We start from the raw sequence: 17,512 nt of genomic DNA, 5'->3' as shown, positions 1-17,512 counted from the left end.
CTATAGTCGCAGAACTGAAAAAGCAGTACGGCGTTGCCAACGCCCTTATGTACTATTCGTACACGGCGGGCGTTGTCGCCTTGTACTGCATTTTCATTTCTACGACTATATTAACCATTGAACTCACAATACATACACCATCTTGTCCCAAATTATGCTAACTTGTCGGCTTGACCAATAATCAAAAGACCCAAGCCATGAAATTTAACTGGAAAACAAGACACAAGCAGCGCATTTGGCAATTTAGCCTATTTTTGTTGCGGCGATTTGATGAAATTGGTGTTATCAAAATTGCAGGCAGCCTGACGTTCACCACACTATTGGCACTTGTGCCTGTGCTGACCGTGATGTTGGTGGTGGTGGCGGCGTTTCCCATGTTTGCCAATGTGTCGCAACAGTTTACGGCGGCGGTAAACAATATTCTTGTGCCAAGCGGCGCGGCGGTGATTTTGGATTATTTAAATCAATTCAAAGACAAAGCAAGCGGCTTAACCGCAATGGGCTTGGTGGGCATGGGCGTAACGTCTATTTTACTGATTCAAACCATAGACCAAACCTTTAACCGAATTTGGCGTGTCAAAACCAGCCGTTCCCTGTTTCAGCAAGTGCCGATTTATTGGGCTTTGCTCACACTCACACCTGTGGTGCTGGGTTTGGGTGAGTCCATGACCAGTAAAATTCAGGCTGCCTTCCCCGAATTATGGTTGGGTATTGGCAATTTGCCACAAATTTTGCTGACGCTTGCCGTATTGTATTTTGCCTATCGCGTTGTGCCAAATCGCTATGTGCCGAGTAAACACGCTTTGTGTGGCGCATTGATAACGGCTTTAACGGTGGAATTGGCAAAGTGGGGCTTTGGTATTTATATTCAAAATTTTAATAGTTATGAATTGATTTACGGCGTATTTGCCGCCATTCCCGTGTTTTTGGTGTGGCTGCATTTGCTGTGGAGCTTGATTTTAACGGGCGCGGTTTTGACTGCCAGTTTGTCTTATTGGCGCGGCAATGCTTTTTTGCGTACGCGCGATGAGAATAGCCCATTTGATGACGTATTGCGAATTTTATTGTTGTTAAAACAAGCACATTTGCACGGAAAAAGTGTGTCGCTGCCCGATTTTCGCCAAAAAATCAATATGGGCTACGATGAATTGGGTGATTTGCTGGACGAGCTGGCGGCGCGTGATTATATTAGCCAAGAAAAAAACAGTTGGGTGCTGAAACAATCACCCGATATGATTAAATTAATTGATTTGGCTGGGATTTTTGTTTACAGGCTGCCTGCAAAACCCGATGGCGTACATCAAGGATTGCGCCATTTGCTGCAATCGTGTTTGCAATCGCTGGACATTTCATTAAGCGAATTTGAGCGGCAATATGTTCAGCCAAATCAATTACCTGCATTATCGGCACGCGTAACGCAATTATTAGCCGAATATGCCGACCAACACATCGTCAAATGATGTAACATCAAAGCGGTCGCGCCCCAAATATCGTAATGCAAATAGGGTAGGGCGGGCAGATTTTCCCTTTGCGTGTAGCGCGATAAATCCAGCGCAAAATCAAGCGGCAACCAAAAAATTTCCGCCACTTCTTGCGGATTGCGCTGGGTTTCAGGCAGCGTGTTCGCCCACGCCAAAACGGGCGTAATCGCAAAACCCGATGGCGTGTAACACGCTTTCAGGCAGCCTGAAACGCGCCAAATATCGGGGGAAACGCCTGTTTCTTCCAGCGTTTCGCGCAGAGCAGTGGCAATCGGTGTCGGGTCATTCGCATCGCATTTGCCGCCCGCAAAGGCGATTTGCCCTGTGTGGCGGCGCAAAGTTTCGGCACGGCGCGTCATCAAAATTTGCCACGCGCCTGTTTCATCGGGAGCCATGCCGATGAGTACGGCGGCTGGTGTGTGTTGTGGCGATTGGATTGCCGCACTGCGTGTTTGCAAGGGCGAAACCACATCGGCGTGTTCGCAAAATCGCAAAAAATCGCCCAAATTTTCTGTGTTAAACATCATGATTGTTGATTTAAGGCTGCCTGAAAACAACAAAACTTGTTTTCAGGCAGCCTTTTTATTGTGAATTTATTGTGAATGAATTAAACACCTTGTTTCAGGCTAGCTTCAATAAAGCCGTCCAAATCGCCGTCCAACACGGCTTTGGTGTTGCCCACTTCATAATTGGTACGCAAATCCTTAATCCGTGAAGAATCCAACACATACGAGCGAATTTGGCTGCCCCAACCCACATCGGATTTGCCGTCTTCCAAAGCCTGTTTCTCTTCATTGCGCTTACGCATTTCCAATTCAAACAATTTGGCACGCAACATTTCTTCACACACGCGGCGGTTTTCGTGTTGCGAGCGGCTGTTTTGCGATTGCACCACAATGCCCGTTGGAATGTGTGTCATGCGCACGGCAGAATCGGTTTTGTTGATGTGCTGACCGCCCGCACCCGATGCGCGATAAGTGTCGGTACGCACATCGGCAGGGTTGATTTCAATTTCAATGGAATCATCAACTTCGGGATAAATGAACACAGACGCAAAAGACGTATGGCGTTTGTTGTTGGAATCAAATGGCGAGTAGCGCACCAAGCGGTGTACGCCCGTTTCGGTTCGCAATAAACCGTAGGCGTATTCGCCTTCCACGCGGATTGTGGCGCGGTTGATGCCAGCGATTTCGCCATCGTCTTCTTCCAAAATTTCAATTTTGAAACCTTTGCGCTCGGCATAACGCGAATACATGCGGAACAACATACCAGCCCAATCTTCCGCTTCCGTGCCGCCTGCGCCAGCCGTGATGTCAATGAAACAGTTGTTCGGGTCGGCAGGCTGGTTGAACATGCGCTTGAATTCCAAATCCGCCATTTGCTTTTCCAACTCGGCAACATCGTCCACAATGGCTTGAAAGCCGTCTGTGTCGCCTTCTTCCACCACCATGTCTATCAATTCGCGGTTGTCGTTGATGCCGTTTTCAATGTTGTCCAGCGTTAAAACGATGCCTTCCAGCAGTTTGCGTTCTTTACCGATTTCTTGGGCGCGTTTGGGGTCATTCCACAATTCGGGGTCTTCGGACAAGCCGACCACTTCTTCCAAGCGTTCTTTTTTGCCTTGATAGTCCATGTAATCACGAATATCATGGTTGCGTTTGGCTAAATCGTCTAATTGATTGTTTAGCTGGTTAATTTGTTCTTGTTCCATGTTTTTGTATTCCCTAAAAAATTTCAGGCGCGTATTGTAACGCATTTTTCAGGCTGCCTGAAACCTTTGCAAAAGCCTTTCAGGCAGCCTGAAAATCATGAACGTAGGTCGGATTCTTGAATCCGACAAATTTTGTGGTGGATTGGAAAATGTCGGATACGAGTATCCGACCTACGCTTGCTTTTATTTCAATGCGTGAAATGATTTTTTATTTTTCAGGCAGCCTGAAACTTGTGCAAAACCTTTTAGCTACGCTGAACTTCGTTTCAGGCTGCCTGAAACAGAAAAACTGCCGTCATTCCCGCGTAGGCGGGAATCTACTTTTACTTTAAGAAACAAAAGTTTGTATAACTCAACTTTGGATTCCCGCCTACGCGGGAATGACGATGGTGGTGGTTTTGCAAAGGTTTCAGCCTGAAAGGGAATGGCAATGAAAAACAATAAATCAGAAATATCACAAAATGCGTGGGTGCAAGCACCCACCCTACGCTTGCTATGCAATTACATCTGCTATTTTTTATCAAAAGCACGTACAGTTATCGTAATTTTATCATCTATTTTATTATGTAAACATTTTAAAATATAGCAATCTTGTTTTTGCATAATATTCCATCTATTAGCCAATAATTTGAAAAAACTCTCCAATAAATTAACACCATCAATAAGATTTGCAGCATGGCTTATTTTTGATAATTCAAATAAATCCATTATAAATACAGGAAATTCCAATTGAAATTGCTTATATATATTATGTATTTTTTGAGTATCGTTTGATAAATTATCAGAAATAATTAAATCCAAATCAGATATTAAAACTATTCCAAAAAAATTATTACAAATTGGTATATTTATGACCTTATTATCTATTGTATAAAAATCAAATTTTTGTTCTTGAATATTTCTGACAGCACCTTTTAATTGTTTAAATGCTTTATCTATGTTTTTTAGAGCATTTTCTTTTAATTTCTTTCTATTTGGTAATGTCCCCTTATTAAATATAGAAATAACTTTGGACTCTATTAAACATACTGTTTCTTGGCTAATTAAAATTATGTCAGTTAATTCTTTTTCTTCACTTCCCTTTTTAAATCGTGGGCTAAAAAAGACCCTACCTGAATCTGAAAAATAATCAATTATCCATTGAGCAATAATTTCCTGTTGCATACCTTCATTACTAGATAAATTTATTTCACTAGACTGACCAGAATCTATTACATAAAAATTAGGTATACATTCCCAGTTCGAATTATTATTTAATTCAATTTCAACATTCAAATTATTTAAATAATTAAAGTTACCATTTATAAATAATTTATTTTCAGCGACATTGCAAGATAATTCATTGAATAAGTAAACTGAAATATTTTTATCAAAGTTCAAGTTGTTTAAAGCTCTAATTTCATTTTCATTCTCAATGTAAGAATAAATTTCAACAGTATATTCTAAATTAGTATTATCCTCATACAATCTAATACTGTATTTTATTCTTCCATTTTCATATTCAATAAAAAGTGTAATTCTTGAACCCGTGAGAATATATTTTAAGAGCAATGAATTAAGTTTGACCAGCAATGTTGTTTCAAATTTATCCTGTACCTGAATAAAATCAAACCTAACTAATTGGGTAACTGTTCTAAATTCATCATAATATTGCTTCGATAAGATATGGGGCATAATAATACCTTTAAATAATAGTAAATATAGGTGCATTGTATGCACAAACACTTCTCAAAAAATCAAAATTATGGGAATTAGGTGCGCACGGCTCACCCTACATATTGCCGACTTTCAGGCAGCCTGCAACAACATTCGCACCGTTTCCGCCGCTTTTTCGCGCAATGTTTCATTGAATGCGCCCTGATTTTGTGTGGGCATTTTCAGGCTGCCTGAAACCGTTTCCGTGCCATTTTGCGCCGCTTTTTCGCCCAACTGTCGCCGTTCGCCAAACTCAAAACTGCTGAACGTCCGTCTCAACAAAGGCAATAATTCCGTAAACACTTCGTCCGACAAACCGCGCAACCAATCGTCTATCATTTGCCATAAGTCGTTGTTAATCAACAAAATCGTTCCCGATTGATACAAAAAGCCTTCCAACCAATGCGCCGCGTGTTCATACGATTGCGCCGTAGAAAGCGATAGGCTGAATATTTGCGACATGGTTTCTTCGCTAATGCCTTGTTTGTCAAACAAAATCCGTGCGGCATTGCCCGACAGCAAAGCATGGGCATTTTCCGCAGCCATTTGTTTTTTCAGGAAAGTTTGCCACAATGCCGTTAAATCTTCATCGTTGAGCAAACCCATGGCGTAATCCGCCGCCCGAATGCGTGTAAACAGCGATTGCGCGGTGTCGGTGTCAATATTCAGGCAGCCTTGCACGCCACCCGCCGCCAGTCGCGCCAACAAAGTCGCCAATACGCCTTGCAAAGGCGCAGCGTCAAAATCGCGCACGCTGCCATAACGCACAATGTCCACCAATTCAGGCAGGGCGTGCAAATTGTCGGCTAAATCGTGGCTGTCGGCAGACGCATTGGCGATTTGCGTGGCAATTTCATTCAATAATTCAGGCACATCGGCGGGCAAACACAAACGCAATAAATTCGCCAATTCGCGTAATTGCTTGAAATCAGCCACTTTTTGGCGTACATAATTGGCGACCGCTTTTTCCAGTGTGTTGCCGTGTACGGCGCGTTCGGTCAGTTGAATGTGGTGTTCGGGCTGATACGCCATGCGCCATGTTTCTTTGAACGTACCTGTGCTGTTGCTGTGGACGTGTTCCGCCCAATGAATATCCAGCAAAATCATTCGGTTAATCAAAATGCTGCGTTGCAAATCAAGCGGTTTGCGTAAATCCAATTCTAGGGTTTTGTGTTCGGCAGTTTCAGGCAGCCTGCATTTTTTGCGTTGCGCGGCAACATCGGCAAGCAGGGGCAGTTGTGGCGTGTCGTCTGGAACGCTGCCGATGTCTGAGCCAATTAACCATTGATTTTTAATTAAATCAATGATGAGCGTTTCGCCCATGCCAATAATTGCGCCAATCGCGTCCACAAAATCTGCTAAATTCGGGCGACTTTGACCGCGCAAAGCGGCAGTCGCGTTCGCCAAACGCACGGTTTCAATAACGTGAGCAGCAGATACGTCAAAACCTTTTTCGCGCAAGGCGGCAGCCGCACGACCGACCCACAACACGCCGTCATCGTCAGGATAATGCCACAAATGCGCGTACCAAGCGGGCGCGTGTATGCCTGCACCGTAACCGCTTGCGAAAGTTAAGCGATTGTTTGTCCAAGGAATGAAGGTGCAAGCGACTTTGCATTTGGGCAAATTTTTGAGTAAGGCGGTGTCGTCTTTGGCGGCGACTTTGGCGGTCAGCGCGGGAACGTGCCACGCGCCACACACGACTGCGATGTTTTGCGCGTCTTTTTCGGCTTGGCGCAACATTTTTCGCATGTGGGCTTCGCGTAAGGCATTGTTTGGGCTGGTGGTTTCGTGTTCGCGCAAGGCGGACACGGCAGCCTGAATGGCAGCAAAAATGTCTTGACCGTCTTGGCGTTGTTCCACAAACTGTTCCCAAAAAACTTCGCCATCTGGCAAGCCGACAATTTGGGCTAAATGGTCAAATGGATCTTGATAAAGATTTGTTTCAATTAAATTTTCTTGTGAATTTTCGTCTGAATTTTCCTGATGTTCATCGTTTTCATTTTTCAGGCAGCCTGAAAATTCGTCCGCCAAACTGTGTTGCAAAGGCAAATCAAAAAAACGCACTTCAATATGGTTTTTCGCCGCAAATTGAAGGGTTTGCCATTCTGGGGAATATTCGGCAAAGGGATAGTAAATCGCGTTTTGTGGTGCGTCTGGGCGATACGCCAACAGTGCAACAGGCGGTTTCATGTCCGCATGTGCCGCCAAAGGCAACAACGATTGGGCTTCAGGTGGGGCTTCCAGCAAAATCAAATCGGGCTGTTGGGCGTTGAGCGCATTGAGCAGGTGGCGTGTTGAACCTGCGCCATGATGTCGGATACCGTAGAATTGGGTGGGCATGGGTTTTCCCTTTTGATAATTGATTATATTTGATGAATTTTTTTGATGATAATGGGTTTTCAGGCTGCCTTTTTGTACACGACAAAAATCTTTCAGGCAACCTGAAACCTGTCCTCTCCGCCGTTGCAGACGGAGGAGGGGACAGATTGTTGGTAAACAAAAATTTTCGTGTACTGTAAGGCTGCCTGAAAATGTGGGAGAAAATGGCTAATCGTGGGCTGTGCAGCGTGGTACGCGGCGCAACGCGTGTTCAACGAAATAATATATCGCCCATTTTTTTGTTTTCAGGCAGCCTGAAATCCAAAAACTCACTTATTCTCCTGCTCCGAAACATCGCCCTGATAATGCGTTGGCACGGTTTCTTCGCCGCGATGATAACGCTCAGCTTCTTTGGCGGGGCGCAAAGTGGGCATTTGTTCGGGCAGCACCAAATGCGCTTCAATTTTCAAGACTTTAATAATGGCAAACATCATTAAAATCAACAAAATGGTAAACGGTAAACCCGCCACAATGGAGCCAGCTTGCAAACTCTTCAAACCGCCCGCCAACAGCAAAGTCAGCGTAATCGCCGCCAACAAAATGCCCCAGATGATTTTCACGCGCAATTTGGGTTCAAGCGAACCATTGCTACTCATGCTTGCCAAAACGTGCGTGGCGGAATCGGCAGATGTGATTAAAAATGTGGCAATCAACAATAAAGTGGCGGCAGACGTTACCGTTTTAAGCGGAAAACCTTCCAAAAACACAAACATGGCTGATGTGTAATCTTGCGATACAGCTTGGGCAATTTGTGTGCCTTGATACAAATCTTGGTAAATTGCCGTGCCGCCAAATGCCGCAATCCACACAAAAGAAATCAAAGGCGGTACAATCAATACACCAATCACAAACTCTTTTACCGTGCGACCGCGCGAAATTTGGGCAATAAACGCGCCAATAAACGGACTCCACGAAATCACCCATGCCCAGTAGAAAATTGTCCATTTGTCCACCCAATTGCTTTCTTGGCGGAATGGGTCAAGCCGCAAACTGTATTCCACAAAATGCGCCAAATAATCGCCAATGCCCGTTACCAGCGATTTGAAAATGATTGCTGTAGGTCCCAAAAACAGCACAAACAACATCATGCCCATCGCCAAAGCCATGTTTAAATTGGACAACCATTTCACTCCACGACTCAAACCCGATGACGCAGAAATAATAAACACCACCGTAATCACGCTCATAATTGCCACGTTTGACCACGCATTGTTTGGTAAACCAAACACATGATTCAAACCGCCATTAATCTGCAACACGCCCATGCCGATGGACGTGGCAATGCCCATTACAGTCGCAATAATCGCCAAAACATCAATCACATTGCGCCAAAATGTTGGGTATTCATGCCCTACCAACGTTTCCATAGACGTGGAAACCAAACTGTTTTTACGCAAACGAAATTGAAACAAGCCAATAATCAAACCCGCAATCGCAAAAATAGACCATTGCGACAAACCCCAATGAAAATAAGTGTAACCCATCGCCAAGCGTGCGGCTTCAATGGATTTGGGTTCGTAGCCGTGCAAAGGGGGCGTGAGAAAATGCGTCATTGGCTCGGCAACACCCCAAAACACAATACCCACACCCAATCCACCTGAAAACAGCATACCAATCCACGATAAAGTGCTGAATTGCGGTTTTTCATCGTATCGCCCCAATTTCAATTTGCCGTAGCGCGTGAAAATCAAGCCAATCAAAAACACGTCAAACACAAACACCGCCAGCATATACAGCCAGCCAAATGAATTGGCAATCCACGCATAAATCGCTTCGGCAGACGCGCCAAATTGTGCGGGAAAGCTCAAACCCACAGCCGTAATCAACAGCATAATCACAACGGAAATATTCATAACGGTGAGATGTTTTTTCATATACTGCCCCCAATTCATATTGATTTTGTGATGATTTTTGTATCTTACCGCAATTTCAGGCTGCCTGAAAGGATGGGGCACCCAATGAGAAACCTTTGCAAAACGCCAAATGGTGAGTTAGATTCTTAAATCCGACATTTTTTATATTTAATCAATATTTGTTTTATAGTGGATTCAATTTAAATTACGACAAGGCGACAGCGACTACCGTGTACACCCAATACATAAGGGCGGACAACACGGTACTGGTTTAAATTGAATTCACGATAAAACAATGTTTCAGGCTGCCCTATTCTTCAGGCAGCCTGAAAAAATTTTATTTTATTTCATTTGTACAATCACATTGGCGGTTTGCGAAATGCTTTGCTCGCCCGACATATCGCTGCTCACTTTCATGCGTGGCGCGGCGGCAGCGACTGGCGCACTCTGCCGAACCGCATACATTTCCGCCACATCATTGGCATACATATTTCCGCCCGAAAAATGACTATTCATATTCACTTTCACCAATTGATAAGACGAAAACCCCAGTTTTCTGCTTAAAAAATCAGCACGTTGGCGCAAAGTATCCAAAACTTGCTCGCTGGCTTTGTCCACTGCTTGATTGCGCTTGTCGGTGGACAGCGAAAACCACACGCGCTCCAAAGTCGCCTGCGCTGATACATCGCTGATTAGATTGCTTAAATCTTCAAATTCCTTGCTGTTCACATGCAAACTCACGCTGTCGCGCCAACTGATGATGTTTTTCTGTTTATCATCATATTGTGGATACACGCTGCGATTGCCCAATTCTACCGTGAATTTTTTATTTTTCTTTAATTTTTCATAAACTTGATTTAATTTTTGCGTGGTGATTTGTGAAGCGGTTTGACGATTTTTGTGTTGCGTTTCCATGTTTAATGTGATGTGCATGGTGTCGTTTGGCACATTGATGGACACGCTTTCCTGAAACTCTAAAATATTGTAATATAAATTATTTTCTGCAAATGACAGGGTGCTGATACACAAAGCCATGATGGCAATGCCGATTTTTTTCATGGTTACGCTCTAATTAGTGGAAAAACGGCATTATGCCCCATAAAAATTTGTTTTTCAAACGCAAAATTCCTTTCAGGCAGCCTGAAAAGATTGTCTCGCTCAAATAAACCTTTTACAATCGCCACCATCATATTTCCCTAAAAAGAACACGCCATGCAAGCCCTTACTCCCGAACAAATCATTGCTCTATCCCCCGATGACTCGTCCACCAAAGCCGCCAAAGGCTTGGTCAGTACATCAAAATGGACGCTGCTCGCCCACGATGACCGCGCCTTGTGGGGCTTGTGTCAAGGCAGTGGCAAAAATCCCTACCAAACCGCCATTGATATGAGCGAACCCGCGTTTAAATGCTCTTGCCCCAGCCGAAAATTTCCGTGTAAACATGCACTTGCCCTGCTGTTTATGCACGCGCAATACGGCGCACAATTCCAAAACGACACGCCCCCAGATTGGCTTGCCGAATGGTTGGACAAACGCGCCCAAAATGCCGTCAAAAAAGCCGCCAAAGCCGAAACCACCCCCGACCCAGTCGCCCAACAAAAACGCCAAAACGCCCGACTGCAAAAAGCCACAGACGGCTTGGCAGATTTGCGTTTGTGGCTGGACGATGTGTTGCGTAATGGCTTGATTTCATGGAAAAACGAAGCGCAAGAACGTTGCCGCGAACTCGCCAAACGCATGATAGACGCGCAAATGCCCGCCCTGTCTGGCGCGGTTGCCCAGTTGGCGGATACGCCATTTGAACGCCAAGATGTGTTGTTGCACCGCCTGACCAAATTGAGTTTGCTGGAACAAAGTTTCCAAAATATCAATCAATTACCCCAAAATTGGCAAGCCGAAATTTTGGCACGACTCGGTTTCCCCATCGCCAAAGAAACCGTGTTGGCAAACACCCCTGTTATGGATATTTGGCAACACATCGGCACCACCCATCACACGCTGGAACGCGGCGAAAGCCACACCCATTGGCTCTGCGGTTTGGGGACGGGGCAATTTGCCTATCTGCTTGATTTTACGATACAAGGTGCGCCCGCTACCTTGCCCAGCGTGTTGCAAGGCGGCACTTATGCAGGCGAATTGTGTTTTTACGATGGCGTGCAACAAAAACGCGCATTATCAAAAACTTGGGAACTTTTGGACACCGCACCGCCCATTTCAGGCAGCCTGAACATCACCCAAGCGTGGGAAATGGCGCACAGCGCGTTTGCCGACAATCCGTTTTTGACGGTTCAGCCGATGGCGTTGGCGCAAGTTAATTTGTGGCGTGATGGCGAAGCGTGGGCGTTGAGCGATGGCGAAACCATGTTACCGCTTGAATTGTCGGAAACGCAACTGCGCCGTGTGTTGGCGCACACGGCTGGCGCGGATTTTATGGCGTTTGTGTTGCGCGATTTTGAGTTTGGCGAAACGCGATTGTTGGCGGTGCAGAATGGGGCTGGCAGCCTGAATATTGTTTTGTAAAAGGAAAATAATATGACACATCAAATACAAGCTGGCGAAATTTTCGTATTTGGTTCAAATACAACTGGCAGACATGGCAAAGGCGCAGCCTTAACCGCAAAATTGCATTTTGGCGCAAAACAAGGGCAAGGCGTGGGATTGGAAGGACAATCGTATGCCATTCCCACGAAAAATGGGCGTTTACAGACTTTTCCGTTAAGCAAAATTGAACAATATGTCAATGATTTTATTCAATTTGCCAATCAACATCACGAATTAAAATTTTTCGTTACCGCAATCGGCACAGGTTTAGCAGGATACAAACATGAACAAATCGCGCCCATGTTTGCGAATGCACCTGCAAATTGCAGATTGCCACCAGAATGGATTGAAATTTTAAAAAGTTAGTCGCGTAGGGTGTGCCATGCGCACCAATTGATTGAAATAATTAAATATTGTGGAAATTTGGTGCGTGATACGCACCTACAAATTATTGTATCAAATATAAATTAAATGATTGAAATGATTTAAAATATAGGAAATAAAAATGAACGAAATCCAAAAATTAAACACCAAACAAATTGCCGAACAAGCATTAGCAATCAGTCAAACAGGCATTTTACCCAGTCATCAAGGAAAAATAGATTTTAGCGATAAACAACGTCTCGCCGAAAACCAAACCCAATTATATCGCCCCCAAGAATTAGCCGATTTGTACGCCCATGACCGCGAAATCGGCACAAGCAAAATCAACATCAGCGTAACGCGCGAAAGCACACAACAAGCCGCCTATCGTTTGGTTGTGGAAGAACAAAAAGCCCATGTGTGTTTGCTCAATTTTGCGTCTGCGAAAAATGCAGGTGGCGGTTTTTTAAGTGGAGCGAAAGCCCAAGAAGAAGATTTATGCCGTTCATCAGGTTTGTATTTATGCCAATTAAGACAGCCTGAATATTACGAAATCAACCGCAAAAACAAATCCATGCTCTACACCGACCACATGATTTATTCGCCCAATGTGCCGTTTTTTCGGATAAATAAGGAAAATTTGTTGGACGATGTGTTTTTGTGTTCCGTGATTACCGCGCCTGCGCCGAATGCGGGCGTGCATTTACAACGTTGTCCGAATGATGAAAACGCGATTACAGAAACCTTAATTCGCCGAACCAATTATGTTTTGAGCCTTGCCAAACAGCAAGGGCATAAAATTTTGGTATTGGGTGCGTGGGGTTGTGGCGTGTTTCGCAATGACCCTGTGCAAGTGGCGAAAATATTTGATGATTGTTTGAAACAAGAAAAATTTGCGAATGCTTTTGATGAAATTGTGTTTGCGATTTACGATAGCAGTAAAACATTGAAAGTTTTGACGGCTTTTGAAAATCAGTTTAGCAAATAAATTTTGTGAAAATTCGTTGTTAATTAAAAGGATATTTAAATTATGAATTTTCAAAATAAATATGATTTCTTCTCATATTTTCTAGATGACAACTGGACGATTTCCAAAAAATTTTTGGCAGAGAAAAATTGGATAGCAGTACCAGTTCCTGATACATTAACTTTAATTGAATCTGAATGGTTGGCTAACAATATTTTCCTATATGGAAATAAATATTTAGAATACAGTTTTGAATTCAATGGTCATATTCAAACAAAAGAAATAGATAACAATCAAGAAAATATCTTTAATAGTGATTTTTTAAATCATCATTTATTTATTATTTTAACAAATTACAATTTAGATTTTTTATATTTTAAAAACCAAGATAATTTATATCATCTTTTTTGTGGGACACCAGATTTTGTTTTTAATTGTCTTAATTGTTCATTAACAATGGCTAAAAAAATATTTTTTTCAAATATATTCAATAATTTTGATGAAGATACTGATGAATTTAATTATTTAAGAAATATATGGTTTACCTATCAGAATAGGTAACAAACATAATTGCGTAGGGTGAGCTATGCGCACCAATTGATTGAAATCATGAAAATTTTGCGGCAATTCGGTGCGTGGTACGCACCCTACATTTAAAGGATAATCCCATGAAAAACCTACTGAATACCGCCTTATTGGGAACCGCCAAACAGCCCATACCCGATTTTTTCGCGCAATCGGCTTTGCAACACGCGCAACACATCGCGGGCGCGTTGCCCATGCCGCTTGGCGCGACTTTTCAGCGCGTAGCGAGTGCACCGCACGACCTCACGCCCGTTTTGCCAGACGCGGCGGCGCGGATTTTGGCTATTTGGTTGGCGCAAAAACACGATTATTTGATTGAATTTGCGATGAAAAAAATGGCGGAACGCGGTTTCAGGCTGCCTGAAAAATTGTTGCCGCAAATCCCCGACAAGATTTTTCCCGATGAAATCATTTTGGGCGAATTTGGCAAATGGCTGAACGCGCAAATTCAGCCCAATCAAACCATTGAAAATACAGAAGGAAACGATTGGACTTTATTGCCCCACGCGCAACGCACCGCGTATTTGGCGAATCTGCGCCAACACAATCCCGATGAAATGCGCGAACAATTATCCCAAATTTGGAAAACCGCGCCCGCCAATCAACGCACGGATTACATTGAATTATTTGCAGAAAATTTGTCGGCAAACGATTTGGATTTTCTCAATGCCGCTTTGAAAGACCGCAGTCAAAATGTGAAAGATGTGGCGCGAAAATGGCTTTTCAGGCTGCCTGAAAGCGAAATCGCGCAACAAAATATCCGTTTTTTGCGTGAAAGATTGTCTTTCCAATCAAATAAATGGACGCAAACCGAACAGCCGTTCACGCCCGAAATGAAAGCGGCTGGCATAGACGAATTAAGCCCCAACAAACGCGAAAGCGACAGTCATTACCAATTGCGCCAACTGATTGAACGAATGTCTTTGCCGATGTGGTGCGTGTTTTTGGATTGTGATGAAAATCAAGCGGTTAAGGTTTTGGCAAATCATCTGCCTATGGCTTTGCATGATTATGATTGGATTGGCATGATTGACCATGTGGATTTTACTTATGAGATTGTTTCTAATAGAATTTCCAATGCTTCGGGCAAGGTATTTGCCAATAAAAAACACATTCCCAGCCATTTGGTTCAACATTTTTTGAATTTGCCTGATGATTATCGTGAGCGCATTTTTGAGCAATATGGTGTTGATTTGATGATTGAATATCCGAATTTTTGGCGCAATGGGGAAAATATTGCCGCGTTTAGTCCGCCATTTTCGGCATTTGTTTTGTTTAATGTGAAAAGAATGATGGAAAATCCTTATCATCAAGAAGGCGTACGTTTGGCGGCAAGTTTGGCGAATACGCCAGAAGTCGCGCAGAAAATTCAGCAAATTGCCCAATATATTCAACGAGATGATTTTCCAGATTGGAAACGCGAGCATTATCAACAGCTTTGTGAACAATTTGAACAACGTGTGGCGTTTGAAATGGCTTTGCAGGCTGCCTGAAAGGTGGTCGCGCCCCATTTGTTGAATTAAAATCGTAGGTTGTGTATTACGCACCAAATCATTGAAATTTAATTGGAAAATATTATGTACTTTTGTCAATTCATTAAAGTGATTGCGAATAATACGGCAAAGAAAATTCCCAAAGAATATGGTCATCAACACATATTTTTGGCAACGATTGCACTTATGCCTTTGTATCTTGAAATTAAATCTTTGGATTTATGGGAAGCGGCGTGTCAAAACGCGCATATTGAGGCAGGTTATCAGCCCTTATCTGATGAAATGGAAAAGTTGATATACGATATTTTTGATTTTGCCAGAGTGAATTTATATTGTGCTTATGATAAAAATAATGCCGAAACGGAATGGTTAGAATTGAAAAATCAATTGATTAAACAAAATATCATTTTTCCTGATTATTATGATTTTAGTCATTGGTAATTGAAATTTTGTACAATCGGTGCGTGGTACGCACCCTACATTTTCAGGCTGCCTGAAACGAAGTTCAGCGTAGCTAAAAAATATTAACCCCAAAAACAAGGAAACCGCAAAATGTCCGAAATCCTACGCCAACATGCTGAACAGCAGTTTACCGAAGAATTACACGAATTAAAACAACAGGAAAGCCACCCCATTCCTGAAAATTGGCAACTTTCTCCCCAATCCGTTGTCACGTATTTAATGGGCGGTAAATTGAAAAATGGCTTTGAAATCAAACCGAAATACATCGGCAATCGCCGTTTAATGGAAATTGCCGTTGCCACGCTCGCCACCGACCGCGCTTTGTTGCTCTATGGTCTTCCTGGCACGGCAAAAAGCTGGGTCAGTGAGCACATCGCGGCGGCGGTGTCGGGCAATTCCACTTATGTGGTGCAAGGCACGGCTGGCACAGGTGAAGAAGCCATTCGCTACGGTTGGAATTACGCGGAATTGCTCGCCAAAGGTCCTAGCCAAAGCGCGTTGGTGGAAACGCCAGTGATGCGCGCCATGCGTGAAGGCAAAATCGCGCGAATTGAAGAATTAACGCGTATTGGCTCGGACGTGCAAGACACGTTGATTACGATTTTGTCAGAAAAAACCTTGCCCGTGCCCGAGTTGAACAGCGAAATTCAAGCGGTGCGCGGTTTCAACGTCATCGCCACCGCCAACAACCGCGACAAGGGCGTGAACGAATTGTCCAGCGCATTGAAACGGCGTTTTAACACGGTGATTTTGCCTTTGCCTGCGACTTTGGCGGAAGAAACGGAAATTGTCCGTAGCCGCGTGGCAAGTTTCCAAACGGCAATGAAATTGCCTGCCGAAGCCCCAGCATTGGCGGAAATCAACCGAATTGTAACGATTTTCCGCGAATTGCGTGCAGGCGTAACCAGCGACAACAAAACGAAATTAAAATCGCCCACAGGCACGCTGTCCACAGCCGAAGCGATTTCGGTGGTGAACAATGGCATGGCGTTAAGTGGTTATTTTGGCGATGGTAATTTGAACGCCAATGATTTAATCGCAGGGATTTTGGGCGCAGTCGTGAAAGACCCCGTGCAAGACAAAATCGTGTGGCAAGAATATCTGGAAACCGTTGTCAAACAACGCGATGACTGGAAAGATTTGTATCGTGCAGCGCGGGATATGTTGTAAGGGTTTTCAGGCTGCCTTTCAGTACACAACAAAACTCATGTAGGGTGCATATTACGCACCGAATTATTCAGTAATTTGAATGATTTGGTGCGTGGTACGCATCCTACATTTTAGGTATTTGCAAAAATTATCGTGTACTGTAAGGCAGCCTGAAAAGTGAAATTCAGGCTGCCTGAATATTATATATTTAATAAATAAAGCGGTCTTGGTAATTTTACAAGCATAAAATTATTTCTGATTGCTATTAAAGCTATTTTTCTTTATATTGCATTCTTGATAGTGAGGGCAATAAACGGTAATTTGTGCTTTTACAATTCAGAATATATAGTAGTAGAAGCGAAAATGTAATACCAAGCGGCGAGCCGCAGACAGTACAAATAGTACGGCAAGGCAAGCCAAGGCTGTAGTACTTTTTCAATTCTGCGATTATACTGTGTTTTGGTTTGGAAATTTTAACAGTACCTTGTTTAGGACACCATCAAATTTTTTTCAGGCTGCCTTTCAGTACACGACAAAAATCTTTCAGGCTGCCTGTAACCTGTCCCCTCTCCCGCTTGCGGGGGAGGGTTAGGGTGCAGACCTGCCAAGTTCTTTTGGTGTAAAATGATAAAGTTAAACTAACGGTAATTTGACCATGCAAACTTTGGAAACCTACTTTTCAGAAATTGAAGACAAAAGACGCAGCGAAGGTAAACGTTACGCGCAAGCTAAATTATTAACAGCCATTGTGATTGCGATAATGGGTGGTGCAAAAAGCTTTCGTGATATAGACCGCTTTTTGAGTAACAATATTGACGATTTAAAACAAT

At 43.4% G+C, this 17,512-nt stretch carries 15 protein-coding genes; 9 read left to right on the top strand and 6 right to left on the bottom strand.

From position 1 onward, the window contains the following. Nucleotides 1-197: 197 nt before the first annotated feature. Complete coding sequence (locus Q338_RS08290) at nt 198-1,460, top strand: YihY family inner membrane protein (protein ID WP_084693571.1); 1,263 nt, start codon at nt 198-200, stop codon at nt 1,458-1,460. Here Q338_RS08290 and Q338_RS08285 read toward each other — a convergent pair. The 6 genes from Q338_RS08285 to Q338_RS08260 form a co-directional block, all read right to left on the bottom strand. Continuing rightward, on the bottom strand, nt 1,388-2,008 hold the full coding sequence (locus tag Q338_RS08285; protein ID WP_115723627.1) for an NUDIX hydrolase: 621 nt from the start codon (nt 2,006-2,008) through the stop codon (nt 1,388-1,390). The genes Q338_RS08290 and Q338_RS08285 overlap by 73 nt on opposite strands. A gap of 80 nt (nt 2,009-2,088) precedes the next feature. Next, entirely contained in the window at nt 2,089-3,192 is a 1,104-nt protein-coding gene (gene prfB, locus Q338_RS08280; RefSeq protein ID WP_034294120.1) for a peptide chain release factor 2, read from the bottom strand. Between the two features lie 510 nt (nt 3,193-3,702). After that, nucleotides 3,703-4,866 (bottom strand): hypothetical protein, encoded by a 1,164-nt coding sequence (locus Q338_RS08275; protein WP_034294115.1) that lies wholly within the window; start codon nt 4,864-4,866, stop codon nt 3,703-3,705. A gap of 114 nt (nt 4,867-4,980) precedes the next feature. Then, complete coding sequence (locus tag Q338_RS08270; protein WP_034294113.1) at nt 4,981-7,230, bottom strand: DUF5682 family protein; 2,250 nt, start codon at nt 7,228-7,230, stop codon at nt 4,981-4,983. A 308-nt stretch (nt 7,231-7,538) separates the two neighbouring features. Beyond that, a complete protein-coding gene (locus tag Q338_RS08265) occupies nt 7,539-9,143 on the bottom strand; it encodes a BCCT family transporter (protein ID WP_084693570.1) in 1,605 nt (534 codons plus the stop codon). Between the two features lie 321 nt (nt 9,144-9,464). Then, complete coding sequence (locus tag Q338_RS08260; protein WP_034294111.1) at nt 9,465-10,181, bottom strand: SIMPL domain-containing protein; 717 nt, start codon at nt 10,179-10,181, stop codon at nt 9,465-9,467. Nucleotides 10,182-10,334: 153 nt separating this feature from the next. On the opposite strand from Q338_RS08260, the gene Q338_RS08255 reads away from it, so the two are divergent. The 8 genes from Q338_RS08255 to Q338_RS15485 all read left to right on the top strand — a co-directional run. After that, entirely contained in the window at nt 10,335-11,642 is a 1,308-nt protein-coding gene (locus tag Q338_RS08255; protein ID WP_051968562.1) for an SWIM zinc finger family protein, read from the top strand. Nucleotides 11,643-11,654: 12 nt separating this feature from the next. Further along, on the top strand, nt 11,655-12,029 hold the full coding sequence (locus tag Q338_RS08250; protein WP_034294109.1) for an A1S_2505 family phage non-structural protein: 375 nt from the start codon (nt 11,655-11,657) through the stop codon (nt 12,027-12,029). A 139-nt stretch (nt 12,030-12,168) separates the two neighbouring features. Beyond that, nucleotides 12,169-13,014 (top strand): TIGR02452 family protein, encoded by an 846-nt coding sequence (locus Q338_RS08245; RefSeq protein ID WP_034294106.1) that lies wholly within the window; start codon nt 12,169-12,171, stop codon nt 13,012-13,014. Between the two features lie 42 nt (nt 13,015-13,056). Continuing rightward, nucleotides 13,057-13,554 (top strand): hypothetical protein, encoded by a 498-nt coding sequence (locus Q338_RS08240; protein ID WP_034294105.1) that lies wholly within the window; start codon nt 13,057-13,059, stop codon nt 13,552-13,554. 107 nt (nt 13,555-13,661) lie between these two features. Then, nucleotides 13,662-15,071 carry a DUF5691 domain-containing protein gene (locus tag Q338_RS08235; RefSeq protein ID WP_034294102.1) on the top strand — a complete coding sequence of 470 codons (1,410 nt, stop codon included), beginning with the start codon at nt 13,662-13,664 and terminating at the stop codon, nt 15,069-15,071. Nucleotides 15,072-15,155: 84 nt separating this feature from the next. After that, nucleotides 15,156-15,512, top strand: a complete 357-nt coding sequence (locus tag Q338_RS08230; protein WP_034294099.1) for a hypothetical protein — start codon at nt 15,156-15,158, stop codon at nt 15,510-15,512. A gap of 111 nt (nt 15,513-15,623) precedes the next feature. Continuing rightward, complete coding sequence (locus Q338_RS08225) at nt 15,624-16,703, top strand: ATP-binding protein (RefSeq protein WP_034294096.1); 1,080 nt, start codon at nt 15,624-15,626, stop codon at nt 16,701-16,703. 634 nt (nt 16,704-17,337) lie between these two features. Then, nucleotides 17,338-17,512: transposase family protein (locus Q338_RS15485; RefSeq protein WP_034294093.1), on the top strand; the 175-nt coding region annotated here is incomplete at its 3' end.

The sequence above is a fragment of the Alysiella crassa DSM 2578 genome, assembly GCF_000745955.1.
Taxonomy (GTDB): Bacteria; Pseudomonadota; Gammaproteobacteria; order Burkholderiales; family Neisseriaceae; genus Simonsiella; species Simonsiella crassa.
Note: the sequence above shows the minus strand (reverse complement) of the source record. Positions and strands in the feature narration are given on the sequence as shown.

What these genes read in the sequence shown, in the direction of transcription:
- Q338_RS08290 (WP_084693571.1), top strand. Translation starts at nt 198, where the DNA reads ATGAAATTTAACTGGAAAACAAGACACAAGCAGCGCATTTGGCAATTT.
- Q338_RS08285 (WP_115723627.1), bottom strand. Translation starts at nt 2,008, where the DNA reads ATGATGTTTAACACAGAAAATTTGGGCGATTTTTTGCGATTTTGCGAA.
- prfB (WP_034294120.1), bottom strand. Translation starts at nt 3,192, where the DNA reads ATGGAACAAGAACAAATTAACCAGCTAAACAATCAATTAGACGATTTA.
- Q338_RS08275 (WP_034294115.1), bottom strand. Translation starts at nt 4,866, where the DNA reads ATGCCCCATATCTTATCGAAGCAATATTATGATGAATTTAGAACAGTT.
- Q338_RS08270 (WP_034294113.1), bottom strand. Translation starts at nt 7,230, where the DNA reads ATGCCCACCCAATTCTACGGTATCCGACATCATGGCGCAGGTTCAACA.
- Q338_RS08265 (WP_084693570.1), bottom strand. Translation starts at nt 9,143, where the DNA reads ATGAAAAAACATCTCACCGTTATGAATATTTCCGTTGTGATTATGCTG.
- Q338_RS08260 (WP_034294111.1), bottom strand. Translation starts at nt 10,181, where the DNA reads ATGAAAAAAATCGGCATTGCCATCATGGCTTTGTGTATCAGCACCCTG.
- Q338_RS08255 (WP_051968562.1), top strand. Translation starts at nt 10,335, where the DNA reads ATGCAAGCCCTTACTCCCGAACAAATCATTGCTCTATCCCCCGATGAC.
- Q338_RS08250 (WP_034294109.1), top strand. Translation starts at nt 11,655, where the DNA reads ATGACACATCAAATACAAGCTGGCGAAATTTTCGTATTTGGTTCAAAT.
- Q338_RS08245 (WP_034294106.1), top strand. Translation starts at nt 12,169, where the DNA reads ATGAACGAAATCCAAAAATTAAACACCAAACAAATTGCCGAACAAGCA.
- Q338_RS08240 (WP_034294105.1), top strand. Translation starts at nt 13,057, where the DNA reads ATGAATTTTCAAAATAAATATGATTTCTTCTCATATTTTCTAGATGAC.
- Q338_RS08235 (WP_034294102.1), top strand. Translation starts at nt 13,662, where the DNA reads ATGAAAAACCTACTGAATACCGCCTTATTGGGAACCGCCAAACAGCCC.
- Q338_RS08230 (WP_034294099.1), top strand. Translation starts at nt 15,156, where the DNA reads ATGTACTTTTGTCAATTCATTAAAGTGATTGCGAATAATACGGCAAAG.
- Q338_RS08225 (WP_034294096.1), top strand. Translation starts at nt 15,624, where the DNA reads ATGTCCGAAATCCTACGCCAACATGCTGAACAGCAGTTTACCGAAGAA.